The 19,759-nt window shown below is 74.7% G+C and carries 17 protein-coding genes; 4 read left to right on the top strand and 13 right to left on the bottom strand.

Going from position 1 to position 19,759, the window contains the following annotated elements; genetic code table 11:
- The first annotated feature begins 20 nt into the window (after nt 1-20).
- Entirely contained in the window at nt 21-2,849 is a 2,829-nt protein-coding gene (locus GKE82_RS01155; protein ID WP_154732070.1) for an AAA family ATPase, read from the top strand.
- 440 nt (nt 2,850-3,289) lie between these two features.
- On the opposite strand, the gene GKE82_RS01150 is transcribed toward GKE82_RS01155, so the two are convergent.
- On the bottom strand, nt 3,290-3,607 hold the full coding sequence (locus tag GKE82_RS01150; protein WP_154732069.1) for a hypothetical protein: 318 nt from the start codon (nt 3,605-3,607) through the stop codon (nt 3,290-3,292).
- Between the two features lie 358 nt (nt 3,608-3,965).
- Here GKE82_RS01150 and GKE82_RS01145 point away from each other — a divergent pair, with 358 nt between their 5' ends.
- Complete coding sequence (locus tag GKE82_RS01145) at nt 3,966-4,601, top strand: hypothetical protein (RefSeq protein ID WP_154732068.1); 636 nt, start codon at nt 3,966-3,968, stop codon at nt 4,599-4,601.
- 210 nt (nt 4,602-4,811) lie between these two features.
- Here GKE82_RS01145 and GKE82_RS01140 read toward each other — a convergent pair whose 3' ends face one another.
- The 6 genes from GKE82_RS01140 to GKE82_RS01115 form a co-directional block, all read right to left on the bottom strand.
- Nucleotides 4,812-5,186, bottom strand: coding sequence for a type II toxin-antitoxin system VapC family toxin (locus GKE82_RS01140; protein ID WP_107569847.1), 375 nt, complete (start codon nt 5,184-5,186; stop codon nt 4,812-4,814).
- Between the two features lie 6 nt (nt 5,187-5,192).
- A complete protein-coding gene (locus tag GKE82_RS01135) occupies nt 5,193-5,423 on the bottom strand; it encodes a type II toxin-antitoxin system Phd/YefM family antitoxin (RefSeq protein ID WP_107569848.1) in 231 nt (76 codons plus the stop codon).
- A gap of 62 nt (nt 5,424-5,485) precedes the next feature.
- The gene (locus GKE82_RS01130) at nt 5,486-6,694 is read right to left on the bottom strand and encodes a type II secretion system F family protein (RefSeq protein ID WP_154732067.1); all 1,209 of its coding nucleotides are present in this window, start codon (nt 6,692-6,694) and stop codon (nt 5,486-5,488) included.
- Nucleotides 6,695-6,697: 3 nt separating this feature from the next.
- On the bottom strand, nt 6,698-7,786 hold the full coding sequence (locus GKE82_RS01125) for a type IV pilus twitching motility protein PilT (RefSeq protein ID WP_107569865.1): 1,089 nt from the start codon (nt 7,784-7,786) through the stop codon (nt 6,698-6,700).
- A 72-nt stretch (nt 7,787-7,858) separates the two neighbouring features.
- The gene (locus tag GKE82_RS01120; RefSeq protein ID WP_107569866.1) at nt 7,859-8,236 is read right to left on the bottom strand and encodes a DUF3037 domain-containing protein; all 378 of its coding nucleotides are present in this window, start codon (nt 8,234-8,236) and stop codon (nt 7,859-7,861) included.
- Entirely contained in the window at nt 8,229-8,981 is a 753-nt protein-coding gene (locus GKE82_RS01115; RefSeq protein WP_309233320.1) for a HipA family kinase, read from the bottom strand. The genes GKE82_RS01120 and GKE82_RS01115 overlap by 8 nt, the downstream gene beginning before the upstream one ends.
- A 77-nt stretch (nt 8,982-9,058) precedes the next feature.
- Between GKE82_RS01115 and GKE82_RS01110 the strand changes: the two genes are divergently transcribed.
- Both GKE82_RS01110 and GKE82_RS01105 read left to right on the top strand, forming a co-directional pair.
- Nucleotides 9,059-10,549, top strand: coding sequence for a hypothetical protein (locus GKE82_RS01110; RefSeq protein ID WP_196189008.1), 1,491 nt, complete (start codon nt 9,059-9,061; stop codon nt 10,547-10,549).
- Between the two features lie 90 nt (nt 10,550-10,639).
- A complete protein-coding gene (locus GKE82_RS01105) occupies nt 10,640-10,834 on the top strand; it encodes a Rho termination factor N-terminal domain-containing protein (RefSeq protein ID WP_154732065.1) in 195 nt (64 codons plus the stop codon).
- 12 nt (nt 10,835-10,846) lie between these two features.
- On the opposite strand, the gene GKE82_RS01100 is transcribed toward GKE82_RS01105, so the two are convergent.
- The 6 genes from GKE82_RS01100 to mnmA are packed head-to-tail and all read right to left on the bottom strand — an operon-like array spanning nt 10,847 to nt 19,750.
- Nucleotides 10,847-12,631 (bottom strand): GspE/PulE family protein, encoded by a 1,785-nt coding sequence (locus GKE82_RS01100; RefSeq protein WP_154732064.1) that lies wholly within the window; start codon nt 12,629-12,631, stop codon nt 10,847-10,849.
- Nucleotides 12,624-13,460 carry a shikimate dehydrogenase gene (locus tag GKE82_RS01095; protein ID WP_154732063.1) on the bottom strand — a complete coding sequence of 279 codons (837 nt, stop codon included), beginning with the start codon at nt 13,458-13,460 and terminating at the stop codon, nt 12,624-12,626. Before GKE82_RS01095 ends, GKE82_RS01100 begins: the two co-directional genes overlap by 8 nt.
- Before the next feature lie 27 nt (nt 13,461-13,487).
- Nucleotides 13,488-15,317 carry an endolytic transglycosylase MltG gene (gene mltG / locus GKE82_RS01090; RefSeq protein WP_154732062.1) on the bottom strand — a complete coding sequence of 610 codons (1,830 nt, stop codon included), beginning with the start codon at nt 15,315-15,317 and terminating at the stop codon, nt 13,488-13,490.
- Between the two features lies 1 nt (nt 15,318).
- Entirely contained in the window at nt 15,319-15,723 is a 405-nt protein-coding gene (gene ruvX / locus GKE82_RS01085) for a Holliday junction resolvase RuvX (protein ID WP_154732061.1), read from the bottom strand.
- Nucleotides 15,723-18,323, bottom strand: a complete 2,601-nt coding sequence (gene alaS / locus GKE82_RS01080) for an alanine--tRNA ligase (RefSeq protein ID WP_309233318.1) — start codon at nt 18,321-18,323, stop codon at nt 15,723-15,725. Before alaS ends, ruvX begins: the two co-directional genes overlap by 1 nt.
- Nucleotides 18,320-19,750, bottom strand: coding sequence for a tRNA 2-thiouridine(34) synthase MnmA (gene mnmA, locus GKE82_RS01075; protein ID WP_309233317.1), 1,431 nt, complete (start codon nt 19,748-19,750; stop codon nt 18,320-18,322). Before mnmA ends, alaS begins: the two co-directional genes overlap by 4 nt.
- Nucleotides 19,751-19,759: the final 9 nt, after the last annotated feature.

Raw genomic sequence — 19,759 nt, 5'->3', positions numbered from 1 at the left:
GTCGGAGTACGCTCGCGGGCATGGTCCAGGACGCTCCCGCGCCGCGCGCGCGTCACCCCCGCCTGCGCGAACGCGAGACCGAGCTGCGCGCCGTCGCCGCGGCGATCGGGGCGCTGCGGGCCGGCCGCGGCGGGCTGCTGGTCGTCACCGCGCCCGCGGGGCTGGGCAAGACCCGGATCCTCGACGCGATGGCCGCCGGAGCCCGCGCGGGCCGGTGCACGGTCTGCAGGACCGCGGGCACCGAGCTGACCCGGCCGCTGCCGTTCGGCGCGGCGTCGGCGCTGCTGCGGCCGTGGCTGGCGGCGGCCGATCCCGACGCGCGGGACGCGGTGCTCACCGGCGCCGCGGCGGGCGCGGGAGCGCTGCTGGCGGACGGGTCGCCCGTCGTCGGGGCGGTCGCGGAGCTCGACGCGCAGATGACCGTCGTGCACGCGCTCCAGCGCACCGTCGCGAACATCGGCGAGCGGGAGCGGCTGGTGCTGCTCGTGGACGACCTGCACTGGGTCGACGAGCCGTCGCTGCGGTTCGTGGCGTCCCTCGCCCGGCAGGCCACCGGACTGGGGATCCTGCTCGGCGTCGCCCTGCGGCCCGGGGTCTCCCCGGCCGCCGAGACCGCGGTCGCCGTCCCCCACGCGCGCGTCCTGCGCCCCGCCGCCCTGAGCGCGCCCGCCGCCGCCTCGGTGGTGGACGAGGTCCTCCCTGCCGCCCCGGGCACCGCGTTCGCAGCGGCCTGCACGACGGTGACGGGCGGCAACCCGCTGCTGCTGCGCGAGCTGCTGCACGCCCTCGTCGAGGAGGGCGTGCGCGGCGCCGACGCGGACGCCGGCCGCGTGCACGACGTCGGGGCCGAGCCCGCCCGGTGGATCGTCCGGTCGATGCTCGGGCAGCTCGACGGCGACGCGGTCCGGCTCGCGCGCGCGGTCGCGATCCTCGGCCCGGGACCTGTGGCGGACGCCGCGACCGTCGCCCGGCTGGACGCGACGACGGCGACCCCGGCGCTGGCCGCCGGCCGCCGCTGCGGGCTGCTGACCGACACGGGCCCCGTCGACGTCGTCCATCCGCTGCTGCGCCACGCGGTCCTCGCCGAGACCCCGACCGGCGAGCGGTCGCGGCTGGAGCTGCGCGCCGCACGGCTGCGCGTGCTCGCCGGCGATGCCGCGCTGGCGGGCGCGCACCTGCTCGCCGTCCCCCCGGGCGGTCGCGCCTGGGTGGTCGACGCGCTGGCCGACGCCGCCCGGCACGCGCGCAGACGGGCGGCGCCGAGCGAGGCGGCGCGGCTGCTGGACCGGGCGCTCGCCGAGCCGCCCCCGCCCGCCCGGTCGGTCGGCACGCTGGCGGCGGCCGCCCGCGCGCAGGCCGCCGCGGGCCGCACCGACGCGCCCGGGACCTTCGAGGCCGCGATCGCGGCGGCCCCGGGGGACGACCGGCCGCGGCTGCTGCTCGAGCTCGCCTGGGTCCATCAGGCCCACGGGCGGTTCGACGCGGCCGCCGACGCGGCGCAGCGCGGCCTGGACGCGGGCCCGCGCGACGAGGAGCTCGGGGTCGAGCTGGCCGCGATGCACGACGCCACCCGCCTGTGGAGTCCCGGCCCGGCGGCCGCGGTCGCGTCGGCGGTCGCGGCGCGCGTCGGCCGCCCGGTCGGCGGTCGTGCGGAGCGCGCCGCGCTGGCCGACGCCGCCCGCCGGCACATGTTCGCGGGGGACGACCACGTCCTGACCGCGGAGCTCGCGCTGCGCGCCTGGGACGACGGCGCGCTGCTGGCCGAGTCCTCCGCGGACGACCCGGCCGGGGTCCGGGTGGCGTTCGCCCTGCTGGGCGCCGACCGCTACGCCGAGGTGCTGGCGATCGCCGACGCGTGCCTCAAGGACGCGCAGCGTCGCGCCTCCCCGATGGCGCACGCGACCTGGCGGCACCTGCGCGGGCACGGCCTCGCGCAGGCCGGGGTGCTCGACGAGGCCGAGGCCGACCTGCACCAGGCGCTGACCGCCCACGAGCACGGGTGGGGTGCGCTGCTGCCCGGGACGACCGCCCTGCTGGTCACCGTGCGGCTCGAGCGCGGCGACGTGGTCGGCGCCCACGAGGCGCTGGCGATCGCGGACCGCAGCGACACGCATCCCCGGACGAGCCCGATGTGGGCGGTGACCGACGCGGCGCGCGGGCGGCTGCTCCTGGCGCAGGGCGACCCCGCGGCGGCGGTCGAGCTGCTGCTGGCGGCGGGCCGGCGCGGGATCGAGGAGCTCGGGGCGCTCAACCCGGCGCTCGGGCCGTGGCGGGCCGACGCGACCCGCGCGCTCGCCGCGCTCGGCCGCGACGACGAGGCCCGCACGCAGGGTGACGCGGAGGTGGCCGCCGCGCGGCGGTTCGGCGCGCCGCGGGCGCTCTCCCAGGCGCTGCGGGCGCGGGCGACCGTCGCGTCGGACGCCGTCGAGCGCCGGGCGCTGCTCGAGGAGGCCGCCGCGGTCAGCGCACCCTCGCAGTCCCGGATCGAGCACGCGTGGGCGCTCCTGGAGCTCGGCGAGGACCTGCGCCAGCGCGACACGGTGGCCGCGCGCGAGACGCTGCGCCTCGCGCTGGACGCCGCGGACCGCTGCGCCGCGGACGGGTTGGCGAGCCGCGCCCGCGCGCAGCTGATCGCCGCGGGCGGTCGTCCGCGCAGGCGGCGGCTGGCCGGCCCGGAGTCGTTGACGGTCGGGGAGCGGCGCGTCGCGCTGCTCGCGCGCGACGGGCTGTCCAACCGGGCCATCGCCGACGAGCTGTTCGTGACTCCGAAGGCCGTCGCGTTCCATCTCGGCAACGCGTACCGCAAGCTCGGGATCGGCAGCCGGCGCGAGCTCGACGCGGTCCTCTGAGGGACCGCGTCGTCGGAGTACCAGGGTTTTGCGGTGCGGCGTGCCACGCGGTCGCGGCGCGCCTACGGTGCGCGCCGGGACGGGACGTGGTCCAGCGGACGTCACGACTTCCGGCGTCCCGTCCCGATCGCGCCCGGGGCCGCCGCTTATGGGATGGCGGTGGCTCCGGTGCGCGGTCGGCACGGCGACCCTCGGCCGGCGACGGCCGACAGCCGGCCACGGGCAGCTCGCCGCCGAGCGCGCGGGGTGCCCCGGGCAGGATCCCCGGCGGGCCTTCACGCGATCTTGACGCTGCCGCGGGCGAGCCTCACGTGGTCTTGACGGGACGGGCGGGACGCTGTCCCCATGGCCGTCCCCACCTGGTTCCTGATCCTGCGCTGCACGTTCCTGCTGGCGGTCGTCGCGGTCGTCGCGCTCTGATCCCGGCGTCGCGACGCCGATCAGGCGTCGCGACGCGGCACGGTCACGGTCCGCGTGACGACGTTGCGGGCGCCGTCGGTGTCCGTGAACGACACGGTCAGGCGGGCGCTGCCGCCCGCGGTCTTCGCCGGGACGAGCAGGTCGAGCGCGCGGGATCCGGGGGCGAGCGTCACCGTGCGCTTGGCGATCGTGCGGCCCGCGCGGCTGAGACGCACCACGGCGGTGACGCGCTCGTCGACGTCGAAGCCGAGGCGGAGCGCGGGCGACGACGCGTCGGTGTCCCGGCCGGTCACGGGCACGGCGCTGACGCGCGAACCGGCCGAACTGGGCGGGTCCATCCCCAGATCCGGGCTCGGGCCCACCCAGGTGCGGTAGGGAGCTGCGGTCAAGGCTGGAGCGGGCGCTCGGCGTGCCGCCGTGACCGCCTGAGGGCGCCGCAGCTCGCGCTGAGCGCGGCCTGGGGTGCCGCGCGACGGCCCGCATCGCGGCGGGGGCGCGTGGTCTGGAGGGCGGCCGCGGCCGATCGGCGCGAGGCAGTGCGCGAGCCTCGGCCCTGGCGGTCGTTGCCGCGACCGCCGGTCAGCCGGTCGGTGCCGCGCCGCCAGCCACGCCGTTGCCGAGCCCGGTCGCAGCAACGGTACGACCATCGCAGGCAGGCGCGACGCAACTTCCGTGGCCGGGCGACGTTCTCGGGCCATGCGCAAGCTGCTGATCCCGCTCGTCGCCCTCGTCGTCGTACCGCCCAGCGCACTGGCTGCCGACACCCGGCCCGGCTCGGCTCCCATCCGCGATGCCCGCGCGCTGAAGTCCCACCACACGACGTTCACGCTGACCGGGGCACGGTGGGCGCAGGTGGTCGGCGCGCTCGCCGGGACCCCGATGCTCGGGTCGTACCGCTTCGACACCCCGATGCCCAGCGGCTACCAGTGCAGCGTCGGCCTCTCGGTCCGCAGCACCCTTACGCGGGTGCGGCCACGTCGCACCGGCAACGTCGTCGACCCGCGCCCGGTCGGAGACGGCGGAAGCAGCGGACAGCAACTCCGGATCTCCAGGAGCGGGCGTCACGGCGGTGTCACCTGGTGGACCGGCGTGATCTCCGACGACGCCGCTTCAGCAGCCGCCTACCAACGAGCCCCGAAGGCCCTGCGCCGCGACGGCAAGCGCTGGATCGTGCATCAGGTGAACGTCGGTTCGTCGGCCAACCCGGTTGACGAGGCCGCGTGCCGCAAGATCGCACGCAGGACGGGGTCGATCGCGGTCCTGCGAGTCGCACGCACGCTCGGCGTGACCGCCGGCCCGCCGGTCAGCGCCCCGCCCTACGAGATCGCCTGAACGCGACAGACGGGAGCGGCGACGCGCCCCGGGGATCCACGAGCTCGCGCGCGCTCGCATCTCAGACCGCCGACGCGACTCCGGCCGCAACGTCCTCTGCACGCCAGCTCATCTCTTTGGTGAGCTGGCGCGCACTCGAGCGGCCTCGGGCCGAGCGGGGCGACGGTTCAGCTGAACCGCCGGTCACGAACGCCGGGAGGCAGTCCGGTGCTACCAGGCGACAGCGGCCCCGTACGCCTGCAGCGCGGGATCGCGGGAGAGCACTGTCGCATCCTCGGTCAGCGCCTGGGCGACGAGCAGCCGATCGAACGGATCGCGGTGATGCTCCGGGAGGTCCCCGACCTTCGCGGCGTGCCGCAGGGTGATCGGAAGCTCGTGGGCGCCGCCGGAGAGCAGCGTCTGGCTCCAGTTCGGCGGGACCGTGAGCTTGCCCAAGGCCTGCTTGACGGTGACCTCCCACATCACCACCGCGCTGAGCAGGACCTGAGCGTCGGCGTCGAGCACCAGCCGTTCAGCGGTCGCGCCGAAGCGATCGTCGCCGGAGACCCACCACAGGGCGGCGTGCGTGTCCAGCAGCAGCTTCACGGCGCCTCAGCCGAAGGCCTCGGCGAATCCGTCGGGCAGATCGTCGAAGTCGTCAGCCATCGTCACCTGGCCGTGCAAGGCACCGCGCACCGCGGCCATCGACGAGGTCGAGGTCACAGGCGTCAGGCGCACCACGGGCTTGCCGTGACGAGCGATGACGATGTCCTCGCCGGCCTCCGCGCGCTCGACCAGCTGCGAGAGCTTGGTCTTCGCCTCATGCATGCCGACCTGGGCCATGCCGCCACGATACCCGCTCTAGCTAGACCTGGCTAGGCGTCGGCGCGGGCCGATCCGGGGCGCTACTGGATCTGGTCGTACACCTTGAACAGCGGGAGGTACATCGAGATGACGATGAACCCGACCATGCCGCCGACGATGACGATCATCACGGGCTCGAGGATCGAGGTGAGCTGCTTGACGGCGGCGTCGACCTGGTCCTCGTAGAAGTCCGCGATCTTCGAGAGCATCGTGTCGAGCGCGCCGGTCTCCTCGCCGACGCCGACCATGTGGCTGACCATGCCCGGGAACACCGGGGAGGTCTTCAGCGGCTCGCTGATCATGCCGCCGGCCTTCACGTTGGCGATCACGTCGGTCATCGCCTTCTCGACGACGAAGTTGCCCGCGGTCTTGCCGGTGATCTCCAGCGCCTGCAGCAGCGGCACGCCGGCGCTCACCAGCGCCGACAGCGTGCGCGACCAGCGGGCGAGCGCGACCTTCTGGACGATGTCGCCGATCTTCATCGGCACCCGCAGCTTGAAGCGATCCCACTGCGCGCGGCCGGAGTCCGTGGACTTCCACTTGCGGAACGCGAAGACCGCGGCGACCGTCACGCCGATCATCGCCCACCAGTAGCCGGTCATGATGTCCGACAGGGCGACCGTGAACTTCGTGATCAGCGGCAGGTCGCCGCCGAACTGCTCGAAGACGCCGACGAACACGGGCACGAGGAACGTCACGAGCGCGATCAACGTGATCAGCGCGAAGCTGATCACGACCGCCGGGTAGGCCATCGCCGACTTGATCTGGCGGCGCAGCGCCGCGTCCTTCTCGAGCTGGTCGGCGACGCGCAGCAGCGACTGGTCGAGGACGCCGCCCGTCTCCCCCGCGCGCGTCATCGCGACGAACAGCGGACCGAACACCTTCGGGTGGCGCTCGAACGCGTCGGACAGCGGCAGGCCCGCCTCGACGTCCTTGCGGACCTGGACGAGCGTCTCCTTGAGCTTGTCGCTCTCGGTCTGCGCCTCCAGCACGTACAGCGCGCGGAGGATCGTCATGCCGCTGCTCACCATCGTCGAGAGCTGGCGGGTCATGATCGTCAGGTCGTCCGGCTTGACCCGGTCGAACAGCTTGATGTTGATCTCGCGCGAGCGGTGCTTGTCGGCGATGTCCAGGACGATCAGGCCGCGCTGCTTGAGCTGGTCGCCGACCGCCTGCTTGCTCTCGGCCTCGACCTCACCCTGGGCCTTGGCCCCGGTGACGTCCATCGCCTTGAAGACGTAGGTGGCCATGGGCTACGCCGCCATCGAGGACCCGAAGCCGCCACCGAGCAGCCGGCGCAGCTCGTCGGGCGTGGAGGACCGGGTCTCCGCGACCCGCTGCGTGATCTTCCCGGAGCGCACGAGCCCCGCCAGGGCCGCGTCGAGCGTCTGCATGCCGTGCGCGCTGCCGGTCTGCATCGCCGACGGGATCTGGTGCGTCTTGCCCTCGCGGATGAGGTTGCGCACCGCCGGGGTCGGCACGAGCGTCTCGCACGCGACGACGCGCGCGGACCCGTCCGCGGTCGGGATCAGCGTCTGCGTGATCACGCCCTGCAGGGCGATCGACAGCTGCACGCGGATCTGCTGCTGCTGGTGGGGCGGGAAGACGTCAATGACGCGGTCGATCGTCGACGGGGCGCTCTGCGTGTGCAGCGTGCCGAAGACGAGGTGCCCGGTCTCCGCGGCGGTCAGGGCCGTCGAGATCGTCTCGAGGTCGCGCATCTCGCCGACGAGGATCACGTCGGGGTCCTGGCGCAGCGCCGCCTTGAGCGCCGCGCCGAAGGACTGCGCGTCCCCGCCGAGCTCGCGCTGGTTGACGATGCACTTCTTGTGCCCGTGCAGGAACTCGATCGGGTCCTCGATCGTGAGGATGTGCTCCTCGCGCGTGTCGTTGATCTCGTCGATCATCGACGCCAGCGACGTCGACTTGCCCGAGCCGGTCGGGCCGGTCACGAGCACCAGGCCGCGCGGCTTGGTGCACAGGTCGTGCACGACGGGCGGCAGGCCGAGGTCGTCGATCGGCACGATCTGCGCCGGGATCAGGCGGAACGCGGCGCCCAGCGCGCTGCGCTGGAAGTACGCGTTGACGCGGAACCGGGCGTGCCCGGGGATCGAGTACGCGAAGTCCAGCTGCCAGTCCGTCTCCAGCCGCTGGCGCTGGTCGTTGGTGAGGATCGAGTACACGATCTCCCGCGTGTCGGTCGCGTCGAGGACCGGGTAGTCGTCCATCGGCGTCAGCCGGCCGCGCACGCGCACCATCGGCTTGCTCGCCGCGGTGAGGTGGAGGTCGGAGGCGCGCCGGTCGAGCACGTCCATCAACAGATCCGCGAAGTCGAACCGCATCGTGCCGGTCGTATCGGCGCACCGCGGGCAAAGCTGAAGCCCGGCCCGCAGGACCGGTCGTCCGTCCGCCGGTCAGCCGACGAGCTCGCGCAGCAGCCGCGCGACGACCGCGTCGGCGTCCTCGCACAGCCCCGTGTGCACGGGGCCCGCCTGCACGATCGTCGAGGACGGCGCGACGAGCCAGTGGAACCGCTCGGACCGCTCCAGCGCCGCGACGGCCCCGGCGGTCGGGTCCCCCGCGGCGACGCGCGCGAGGCCGTCGAGGTGCTCGCGAAGCGCGTCGAGGTCGAGGTCGGGGGCGAGCGCGCGCAGCCGCGCCTCGTCGAGGCGGATCGCGACCTCCAGGAACCGCAGGCGCCGCGCGTGCACGACCACGCCGACGTTCAGGCGCTCGCCGCGCTCGATCGACGGCACGACCTGCAGGACCGCGTACTGGAAGACCTCAGGCACCGGTCCGCGCCTCCTCCGCCCCCGCCACCCACGGGCGGTCGCCGTCCAGGCGCGCCAGCAGGTCCTCGACGTAGAGGCTGGCCGGGACGTCCCCGAGCCAGTCGGTCGGGACGAGCCCGACGACCCGCTCCAGCAGCGCCCGGTCGACCCGGGGCCGCAGCCGGCCGTCGGCGTCGGCGATCGACGCGGCGACCGGCAGCAGCACGTGCTGGGCGCTCAGCGGGAAGCGGCCTCCGCCACCGCCCAGCCCGTCGGGCTGGTGCTGGCGGTACAGGGCGGCGCCGTGGTCGATCAGCCAGGGCGCCCCGTGCCAGACGACGAGGTTCGGGTTGCGCGGGGTCCGGTCGACGTTCTCCGTCCAGGTGTCGAACCAGACGATGTCCGCGGCCTGCTCGGGCGTGGGCTGCACGCGACCGACCGGGGTGTACGGCAGCGCCCCGGGAAGGAAGTCGAGCCCGAGGTTGAGGCCCGCACTGGCCTGCAGCAGCTCCTGGATCTCGGGGTCGGGCTCGGCGTGCGAGAGCTCGACGGGCAGGTCGACCAGGGCGAGCTCGGGCACCGGCAGGCCCAGCGCGCGGGCGAGCTCACCGCAGATCACCTCCGCGACGAGCGCCTTCGGCCCCTGCCCCGCCCCCCGGAGCTTCGTGACGTACAGGCCGTCGTCGCTGGCCTCCACCAGGGCGGGCAGCGAGCCGCCCTCCCGCAGCGGGGTGACGTAGCGCGTGGCGGACACGGTGCGCAGCACGCCGCGAACCCTAGTCGGGAGGCGAAAGGGGCAATCCCCCGATGGCACCCCGGCAGCGCGGCGGCAGGCTGCCCACCATGCTCTCCACCGCCTCCTCCACGACCACCATCGCGGCGCTCGCCGCCGCGCTCGCGCTCATCCCGGCGACCGCCGCCCACGCCACGACCGTCGAGGTCCGGGGCGACAAGGTCGTCGTCACCGGCACCGAGGGTCCCGACGCCATCGACTACCAGATCTACGACGGGCTCCTGTACGTCCGCGGCGCCCCGATGATCGCCCGCGCGGGCTGCAGCGGGGACGAGCACGAGAAGGAGGTGACCTGCCCGATCCCGTCCGGCGGGATGACCGTCGACCTCCTCGGCGGCGACGACCGCGTGAACGGGAACCTGTACGAGACGACCGCGCCGTTCGCGACCGTGCACCTCGGCCCCGGCAACGACTCCCTCGAGACCACGGGTGCCGACGTCGTCTTCGGCGGCGACGGCAACGACGAGCTCGTCGGGTGGCGCGACGGCATGGACAACGTCTTCGACGGCGGCTCCGGCAACGACAAGCTCACCGGCGGCGGCGGCGCCGACGTCCTGCGCGGCGGTGACGGCAACGACGAGCTCGTCGGCGAGGGCCAGACCACCACCCGCAGCGCCGACGTGCTGGACGGCGGCGCGGGCGTCGACAAGGTCGTCGACTGGATGCACCAGGACGCCTACGACCTGAGTCCGGCCACCGTGACCCTCGACGGCGTCGCCGACGACGGCATCGAGGGCGAGCAGGACAACGTCACGAACGTCGAGGTCGTCCAGAGCGGCAGCAGCGTCCGGTTCCGTGGCACGGACGCCGCCGAGCAGATCCTCCCGACCGAGGTCGGCGGCCACGGCGAGATCCTCGCCTTCGGCGGCGACGACGTCGTCAGGGGCACCGACGGCGACGAGGTCATCGACGGCGGAGCCGGCAACGACGACCTCAGGGGCGGCTATGGCAACGACACGATCACCGGCGGCCCCGGCCGCGACCGCATCGAGGCCGACCGCACCGGCCGCTGCAACGAGTACCACTGCGACCTCTCCCCCGGGTCCGCCGCCGACACCGTCGACGCCGTGGACGGCGAGGCCGACACGATCTCCTGCGGCCCGGGCGTCGACGCCGTCAGGGCCGACGTCATCGACACCGTGGCCCCGGACTGCGAGACCGTGACGCGCGTCGGCGGCGCCGCAGGCGGCGGCGGTACCCCGGGCCAGAACCCCGGCGTCCCGGCTCCCGGCAGCGGCGGCGGGTCGGGCGCGAGCGGCGCGAAGATCACCGTCGCCGGCGCCCGCTCGCTCAGGACGCTGCGCGCCAAGGGCCTGGCCCTGGTGCTCATCGGGCGCAAGGCGGGCGAGAAGGTCACCGTCAGGGCGCTGCGCTCCGGGAAGACCGTCGCCACCGGCAGCGGACGCGCGGACGCGGGCGGCACGGCGACGGTCACCCTCAAGCTCACCAAGACCGGGCGCCGCGCGCTGCGCACGGCGAAGCGCGTGACGCTCGCGGTCGTCGCCGGCAGGACCCGCGCATCCGTGACGCTGGGGCGCTAGAGGACCTGGCCACGGTCACGGCCGCGCGGAGCGGGTTTCCCTCCTGGACGAGGGGGTAGCCCGAGGGTGAGCAACGCAAGGAGTTCCCCCATGGCACCCGTCCGGCAGTACGCACACGTCAAGGTCCGGGAGGTCCGTCGGGACCGTACCCGGGACGAGCTCTACGACGAGGCCCGCGAACTGGGCGTCGACGGACGATCGAACATGACGAAGGACGAGCTCGTCCGCTCGATCGCCGGCCGCAAGGCGGCCCGCACCCGGGCGCCCCGCAAGCGGCGCGGCTAGTCCCCGCCGCGCTCAGTTCGTTCCGGTCACGCGCGCGACCTCGGAGATCGAGGTGCGGCCCAGCCGCACCTTCTCCAGGCCGTCCTCGCGCAGCCGCCGCATCCCCTGGGCCACCGCGGTCTCGGCGATGCGGTCGGCCGAGGCGCGCGCGATCGTGAGATCGCGGATCTCCTCGCTCATCGTCATCACCTCGTAGAGCCCGATCCGGCCCTTGTAGCCGGTGTTGCCGCAGCGCGCGCAGCCGACGGGCTCGTACCCCTCGACGTCCGCACGGGCCGGGAAGCCGCTGTCGCGCAGCACCTCGCCGCTGAGGATCACGCGGCGCTTGCAGTGCGAGCAGAGCGTGCGCGCGAGCCGCTGCGCGACGATGCAGTCCAGGGCGCTCGCCACGAGGAACGGCTCGATGCCCATCTCGATCAGCCGTGTGATCGCCGTCGGCGCGTCGTTGGTGTGCAGCGTCGACAGCACGAGGTGGCCGGTCAGCGCGGACTCGACCGCGATCTGCGCGGTCTCGCGGTCGCGGATCTCGCCGACCATGATCACGTCGGGGTCGGCGCGCATCATCGACCGCAGCCCGGTCGCGAAGCTCAGGCCCGCCTTCGGGTTCACCTGCACCTGCGTGATGCCGGTGAGCTGGTACTCGACCGGGTCCTCGATCGTGATGATGTTCTTGTCCGGCGTGTTGACCTCGCCGAGCGCCGCGTACAGCGAGGTCGACTTGCCCGAGCCGGTCGGCCCGGTCACGAGCACCGCCCCGTAGGCCTGCTGGTAGGCGCGACGGAACCGCTGCAGCTCCCCCTCCGCCATGCCGAGCTTGTCGAGCTCCATGACGACGCTCGACTTGTCGAGGATGCGCATCACGATGCTCTCGCCGTGCACGCTCGGGAGCGTGACGACGCGCAGGTCGACCGCGTGTCCGTCGATCGTCAGGCCGACGCGACCGTCCTGCGGGACGCGCCGCTCGGCGATGTCGAGGTCGGACATGATCTTCACGCGGCTGATCACGCCGTTGACCATCCGGCGCGGGACCGTCGTCGTCTCGGTCAGGACCCCGTCGACGCGGAACCGCACGCGCAGCTGGGTGCCGTCCGGAGAGAGGTGGATGTCCGAGGCGCCCTGCTCGACCGCCTGCGCGACGATCTGGTTGACGAGCTTGATGACCGGCGCGTCGTCGGCCGACTCGCGCAGGTCGACGATCTCCGCGGCCCCGGAGGCGTCCTCCTCGTCCTGCGCGAACGTCGCCGAGGCGACGACGTCGTCCAGCCGCGTCAGGCGCGACACGAGCGCCCCGATGTCCTCGCGGCTGGCGACCGCCGCGCGGACCTCGTAGCCGGTCATCAGCGCGATGTCGTCGACGGCGAGGACGTTGCTGGGGTCGGCCATCGCGACGAGCAGCCCGCGGTCCCCGAGGAACGCGACCGGCACCGCGTCGTAGCGCTTGGCGGCCGCGTTGTTGATGAGGTTCGCGGCCCCCATGTCGACGGAGAACGCCGTGAGGTCGAGGTGGTCGAGGCCGAACCGCTCGGCGATCGCGCGGCTGAGCGCCTCCTGCGTGATCGCGCCCTGGTCGACCAGCACCTGCTCGGGCGTGACACCGGAGCTGCGCGCCGTCTCGATCGCCTGGTCGACGCGGTCGCGGTCGCACGCCCCGATCTCGACGATCACGTCGGTGAGGAACCGGCCCGTGCCGCCGCGCGTGACCGGCCGCGTGATCCCGTCCCAGCCGGGGCCGCGGGACGGCTCGGACCCTGCCGAGGTGTCGGCGTCCACCGGTCGCAGGTGCGCGGGTTCAGGCATCTGGGCTTGGTCTGGTGTCTGCAGGTCCACGGGCGCCTTCCCGCATCGCGTCGAGCGGTGCCGTCGTCCCGGTCCAGCGCTCGAAGCTCAGGGCTCCCTGCCGGACGAGGATCTCCAGCCCGTCGACCACGACGCATCCGGCCCGTCCGGCCGCCAGCAGCAGCTCCGTGCCGCCCTGGCGGTAGACGAGGTCCGCGATGCAGCGGAAGTCACCCAGGCCATCGGCATCCACGGGCAGATCCTTGAACGTGCGGGCCGGATCGTGCAGCCCGACGGCGGTGCAGTTGACCAGCAGCTCCGCCCCACCGGACGGGATCGCGGTGAGCGCCTCGACGTCGAGGTCGGCCGCCAGCTCGCGCGCGCGGTCGGGGCTGCGGTTCCACACCGCGGTCCGGGCACCGGCCTCGCGCAGCGCCCACACGACCGCGCGGGCGCTGCCGCCGGCGCCGAGCACGATCGCGCGGGCGCCGGCGAGCGCGAGGTCCTGCGGCAGAGCCGCGATCGTGCCGGGCGCGTCGGTGTTGTCCGCGTGGATCGCCCCGTCGGGCCCGAACGTCAGGGTGTTCGCGGCCCCGATCGCGCGGGCGCGCGGCGTCGCGTCGGTGGCGAGCGCGAGCGCCGCCTCCTTGTGCGGGATCGTGACGTTCGCGCCGACGAACCCGGTGGCCGGCAGCGCCCGGACCGTCTCGTCGAACAGCGCGGGCGGCACCGGCAGCAGCTGGTAGGTCCAGCCCTGCGCGTCGAGGCCGGTGCGGCGCAGGGCCGCACCGTGCATCGCGGGCGAGCGGGAGTGCGCGACCGGCCAGCCGAGGACACCGAGGCGGGGCATGCCGCGGACCCTACGCGCGGCGGGCGCTCAGCAGCGGCTCGGGTCGCGGCCGCCGCGCTTGTCGCGCTCGCGGTTGTAGGCGGCGACGTCCTCCTGGAACTCCGCGTCGGTGGCGCTGAACGCGTGCGCCCCGTTGCCGCACGGCTTCACGACGTAGTAGAGCGCCTTCGTCTTCGCGGGCTTCGCGGCGGCGCGCAGCGACTTGATCCCGGGGTTGCCGATCGGGCCGGGCGGCAGTCCCTGCCGGGTGCGCGTGTTGTAGTCGCTGTCGATGTTCAGCTCGCTGACCTTCAGCGGCTGCGTCCACTGGTTCAGGCGGAAGCGGATGGTCGCGTCGATGCCGAGCGGGATGCCCTGCTTCAGCCGGTTGTAGATGACGCCGGAGATCAGCGACCGCTCCTTGTCCAGCGCGGCCTCCCGCTCGATCATCGAGGCGATGATGAGGACGTCGTAGGCGCTGAGGTTCTTCGCCCGGGCGGCGCGCAGGTCGAGCGTGGCGAACTGCTCCTGGAAGGCCTCGAGCTGCTTGGCGACGAGGTCCTTGACGTTCGCGCCCTTGCGGAGCTCGTAGGTGGCCGGGAACAGGAACCCCTCGAGGTCGCGGACGCCCGACGGCGCGCCGTACAGGCGCCGCGGCGAGAAGCCGTCGACCTTCTTCGTGGCGTTGAGGTAGCCGCCGCGCAGGCCGGACTCGCGGATGATCGGGACGGTCTCGCGCCGCGAGCGGCCCTCGGGCACGGTGACCGTGATCGTCCGCACGACCGGGACGGGCTTGGTCAGCTCGGCCAGTGCCGCCTCGTAGGTCATGCCCTCGCGCAGCGTCGTGAACGTGGCGGCGCGGAGCTTGTCGCGGTCGCCGCTCATGCGGGCGCGCAGGCTGAAGAAGAACCCGGAGTCGACGACGCCGCGCTCGGCCAGCAGGTCGCCGATCTCGCTCGCCGACGCGCCCTCGGGGATGCGCACGGTGACGCGGTCGCCGCCGTCGCCGGCGAACGGCTGCCAGAGCGCGTTGGCGAACCAGGCGCCCGCACCGATCACGAGCAGCAGGACGACGCCGACGAGCCGCACCGCGAGGCGGCGCGGGCGACGGAACGCGGCCGCGGGCGCGCCCGCGGGACGCGCGGGACGGGCGGGGCCGCCCGGCGTGCCGGCCGCGGCGGCGGCCTGCGCCTCGCTGACGCGGCGCACCCCGACCGGGGCGTCGTCGTCCTCGTCGGCGTAACGGGCGCTCGCCGGGAGCGCGTCGTGCTCGTCGGTGAAGATCCGCTGCGGCCGGCGGGGCGGCGGGGGCACGGAGGAGCGGCGCCGGGCCGGGGCGATCGGGGCGGGCTCCGGGGTCATCGGCGGCGCGGGCTCGTCGCGACCGAACGTCGGCTCGGGTCCGTCGCCGGCGGGCGCGCGGTCGGGGACGTCCCAGGTGCCGGTGTCCTGCGCCCACTCGACGGGCTCGGGCTCGCGTCGCGCGGTGGGCTCCGGGGCCGGCGGGACGGCGGGCTCGGGCACCGGGGGCGGCGTCGGCTCACGCTGCTCGCGCGCGACCGGCGGCGCGGGCGGCGCGGGCGTGTCGGCGCCGTCGAACCAGTCGGGCTGTGGTGCGGCGGTCGGCGGCACCTCGGCGGCGGGCGCGGGATCGGCCACGGGCGGCGCGGTCGGCTCGGCCACGGGCGGCGCGGGCGCGGGCGCCGCGGCCCGGGCCGACGCCCCGTCGAGCTCCGCGAGGCGGGCCAGCACGTCGGCGGCCGGCCGCTCGCCGGCGCGCTCGGCGCGCCGCACCTCGCGCTCCAGCCGGGCCCGCTCGCGCTCGTGCGCGTCGCGCGGCCCCCCGCCGGTGTCGCCCTTGCCTCCGAACAGGCCCATGTCAGACCCCCTCCCCCGCTCGCGCGGCGTTCGCGGTCAGCCAGTCCTCGAGCAGCACGGCCGCCGCCCGGGAGTCCTCGCTCGTGGCGCCGCCGCGCTGGGCGGCGATCGCGGTGGTGTAGCGCTCGTCGTACAGCTCGACCGGGACGCGGACGGCGTCGGCGAGCTTCGCGGCGAACGCGCGGACCTCGGCGGTCTGCGCGCTGTCGGTCCCGCGCAACGTCACCGGCAGCCCGACGACGACCCGCTTGATCCCGCGCTCGCGCACGACGCCGAGCACGCGGCTGAAGCCCTTGCGGGTCCCGGGACGCAGCACCTCGTCGATCGGCGTGACGATCGTCCCGGTCGGGTCCGTCACGGCGCAGCCGCAGCGCGCGCTGCCGTAGTCGAGGGCGAGCACCCGCATCAGCCGCCGAGCGCCCCGGTGATCGCGGCCCGCGCGGCGTCGAGCGCCTCGCCGAGCTTCGACGGGTCCTTGCCGCCGGCCTGCGCAGCGGTGTCGCGGCCGCCGCCGCCCCCGCCGGTGATCTGCGCGGCGAGCTTGACGATCTCCCCCGCCTTCACACCGCGCTCCACGAGCGACGGGGTGACGAGCGCGACGAGCCCGACCTTGCCGTCCGCGGCGCTGCCGAGCACCACGGCCGCGTCCTCCCCGACCTGGCCCTTGACCTTGTCGGCGAGCTCGAGCAGCGCCTTGCCGCCGACGCCCTCCACGGCGGTGACGAGCACCTTCGCGCCGCCGACGTCCTGGGCGCCCGCGGCGACCTGCGCCGGGTCGACCCCGGCGGCGGCGCCGGCGGCCTGCGCCTTGGCGGCCGCCTTGACCTTCGCCTGGAGCGCGGCGATCGCGTCCGGCACCTGGTCGACGGGCGTGCGCAGCGCGTCGGCGCTCGCGCGCAGCAGCGCGTCGTGCTCGCGCACGAGCGTGACCGCGGCGGGCCCGGTGACGGCCTCGATGCGCCGGACGTTCGACGCGCTGGAGCCCTCGCTGGTGATCTTGAACAGGCCGATCTCCGCGGTGCTGCGCACGTGCGTGCCGCCGCACAGCTCGCGCGAGAACGAGCCGTCCCCGACCGACACCATCCGCACGACGTCCCCGTACTTCTCGCCGAACAGGGCCATCGCGCCGAGCGCCTTGGCCTCGTCGAGCGTCGTGGAGATCGCGCGCACGGGGTGGTTCTCGAGGATCCAGCCGTTGACGTCGTCCTCGACGGCCTGGAGCTCCTGCGGGCTGAGCCGCTGCCCGTGGCTGAAGTCGAAGCGCAGCTTGTCCGGCTGCACCGCCGACCCGGCCTGGCGCACGTGCGTGCCGAGGTGCTTGCGCAGCGCGGCGTGCAGCAGGTGCGTGGCGGTGTGGTTGCACTGCGTGGCGTGCCGGGCGGTCGGGTCGACGCGCGCGACGACGCGCTCCCCGTCCTTCAGCGTGCCGGTGCGCAGCTCGACGGTCACGGCCTGGTCCTCACCGGCGCGCAGCACGCCGGAGACGACCGCCTCGCAGTCCCCGTCCTCGCAGGCGATCGTGCCGACGTCGGAGACCTGGCCGCCGCCCGCCGCGTAGAACGGCGAGGACGCGAGCTTCACGTACGTGACGCCGTCGCGCTCGGTGACGCCCGCGACGGTCGTGTGCTCCTCGAGGTGCTCGTAGCCGGTGAACTCGGTCGGGGTCTCCGACAGGGCGCGCACGACGTCCGCCGCCCCGCCGACGCGGGCCTTGCCGCCCCCCGCGCCCCCGGCGCTGCGGGCGCGCTGCTCGTCCATGAGCGCGTCGAAGCCCGCCTCGTCGACCTCGAGGCCGCGCTCGGCCGCGATCTCCTGGGTCAGCGCGAACGGGAACCCGTACGTGTCGTGCAGCTGGAAGACGGCGGCGGCGTCGAGGCTGCCCGCGGCGACCTTCTCCTCGAGGATCTTCAGGCCCGACTCGAGCGTGCGGCCGAAGCCCTCCTCCTCGGCGCGGACCCACTTGAGGATCGTGTCGCGCTCCTCGACGATCTCGGGGTACGCCGTCCCCATCGTCTCCATGACGACGTCCACGTAGCGGGGCAGGAAGCCGCCCTCCATGCCGATGCGGTGGCCCTGCTGGATCGCCCGGCGCATCAGGCGCCGCAGGACGTAGCCGCGGTCCTCGTTGGAGGGGACGACGCCGTCGGCGATGAGGAACGTCATGCCGCGCGTGTGGTCGGCGAGGATCCGCAGCGCGCGGTCGTCCGCCTCGCCGGTCGCGAGCTCGCGGCCGAGCGCGATCAGCGGCACGAACTGGTCGGTGTCGAAGATCGTCTCGACGCCCTGCTGGATCAGGGCCATGCGGTTGAGGCCCAGGCCGGTGTCGATGTTCTGGTTCGGCAGCGGCGTGAGCGTGCCGTCCGGCGCCTGGTCGAACTGCATGAAGACGAGGTTCCAGTACTCCAGGAAGCGCTCGTTCTCACCGCCGGGCAGGTCGTCGGGGGAGCCGTACTCGACCCCGCGGTCGAGGTACAGCTCGCTGCACGGGCCGCAGGGACCGGTCGGCCCGGCCTGCCAGAAGTTCTCCGAGCGCGGGCACGGGACGATCCGGTCGCGCGGGACGCCGAGCGCCTCCCAGGCGGCGACCGCCTCCTCGTCCAGGCCGATCCCGAGCGCCGGGTCGCCCTCGAAGACCGTCACCCAGATGTCCTTGGGATCGAACCCGAAGCCGTTGAGCGAGAGGTCCCACGCGAACTCGGCGGCCCCCGCCTTGAAGTAGTCGCCCAGCGAGAAGTTGCCGAGCATCTCGAAGAACGTCAGGTGCCGGGCGGTGACGCCGACATTCTCGATGTCCGGGGTGCGGAAGCACTTCTGGCAGCTGGTCAGGCGGTCCGCCGGCGGGGCCTCCAGGCCCATGAAGTACGGCTTGAGCGGGTGCATCCCCGCGGTGGTGAGCAGGACCGACGGATCGAAGCTCGCGGGCACCAGGGAGCCGCTGCGCAGCCGCTTGTGGCCGTGCTGCTCGAAGAACGACAGGTACGTCTCGCGGATCTCGTCGGAAGTCACCGGGCGATTGTCGCGCATCCCACGACGACATCGCCCTGCAACAGGCAGGCGACCTGCCCGGGCGCCGCGCCGTGGACCGGCTCGTGCAGCTCGACCGCGCCGTCGCGCAGCGTGCACGGCAGGGCGTGGGAGCGGTAGCGGAGCCGCACCCGGTCGACGCGCTCGGGCGCGCGGTGGAGCGTCACGTCGCGCAGCGGCACGTGCGTGGTGGCCAGCGCGTCGCGCGGCCCGACGACGACCGTGTTGGTCGCGGGGTCGGTGCGCAGCACGTGCAGCGGCTCGCCCGTGCCGCCCGTGAGGCCCAGGCCCTTGCGCTGCCCGACGGTGAGGTGGTGGTGGCCGCGGTGCTCGCCGAGCTTCGTGCCGTCCCGGTCGACCACGTCCCCCGGGACGTCGCCCAGCGCGGGGCCGCCGTGACGGGCGAGGAACCCGGCGCGACCGACGCCGGCGAGGAAGCAGAGGTCCTGGCTGTCGGGCTTGCGGGCGACCGGCAGCCCCGCCTGCGCGGCGAGCTCCCGGACCTGCGGCTTGCGCAGCTCGCCGAGCGGGAACCGCAGCCGGGCGATGGTGCCGGGCACGAGCGCGGCGAGCATGTACGCCTGGTCCTTGCCCTCGTCGACGGCCTGGCGCAGCAGCCCGTCGGGGGTGATCCGCGCGTAGTGGCCGGTCGCGAGCGTCGCCGCGCCGAGGCGGTCGGCGTAGTCGAGCATCGCGTCGAGGCGGACGTGCCCGTTGCAGCGCACGCACGGGTTCGGCGTCAGGCCCCGGGCGTGGTCGGCCAGCCACGGGTCGACGACCCCGGCGCGGAACTCGGCGCGCAGGTCGAGCGTGAAGTGCGGCAGGCCCATGCGGTGCGCCAGCGCGCGGGCGCCGCGGACGGCGTCGGCGCTGCAGCACGACTGGGTGCCGTCGTGGCCGTCGTCGGCCCAGAGCTCGAGCGTCACCGTCGCGACGTCGGTGGCGTCCCGCGCGCTGAGCAGCGCGGCGACCGCGCTGTCGACCCCGCCGCTCATCGCCACGAGCGTGCGGCCGCCGCCGTCCGGGCGCGGGGCAGGGACCGCGGCCTGCGTGCGCACCGCCCGGCCGAGCGCGCGGTGCAGGGCGTCCGCGGCGAGGTCGGCGGCGTGGAGCTTGCCGACGCTGAGGCCGCCCAGGGCGTCGGCGACCTGCGTCGTGCCGATCCGGGCGGCGTCCAGGACGTGCGCGTCGTCGAGCAGCTCGACGACCGCCGAGCCGGCCGCGATCGTCGCGCCGCAGCCCTCCGCGTCGAACCCGGCGTCGGCGATCCGGTCGCCCTCGATCCGCAGCCGGATGGTGACGAGATCGCCGCACAGCGCGCCTCCGGCGTTGCCGGCGACGGCGTCCGCGGGGGTGTGTCCGCGGCCGCGGGGGAAGCTCAGGTGGTCGGCGAAGCGCTCGTCCGGCACGCCCCGGGA

Source organism: Conexibacter sp. W3-3-2, from assembly GCF_009707605.1.
Classification (GTDB): domain Bacteria; phylum Actinomycetota; class Thermoleophilia; order Solirubrobacterales; family Solirubrobacteraceae; genus Paraconexibacter; species Paraconexibacter algicola.
Note: the sequence above shows the minus strand (reverse complement) of the source record. Positions and strands in the feature narration are given on the sequence as shown.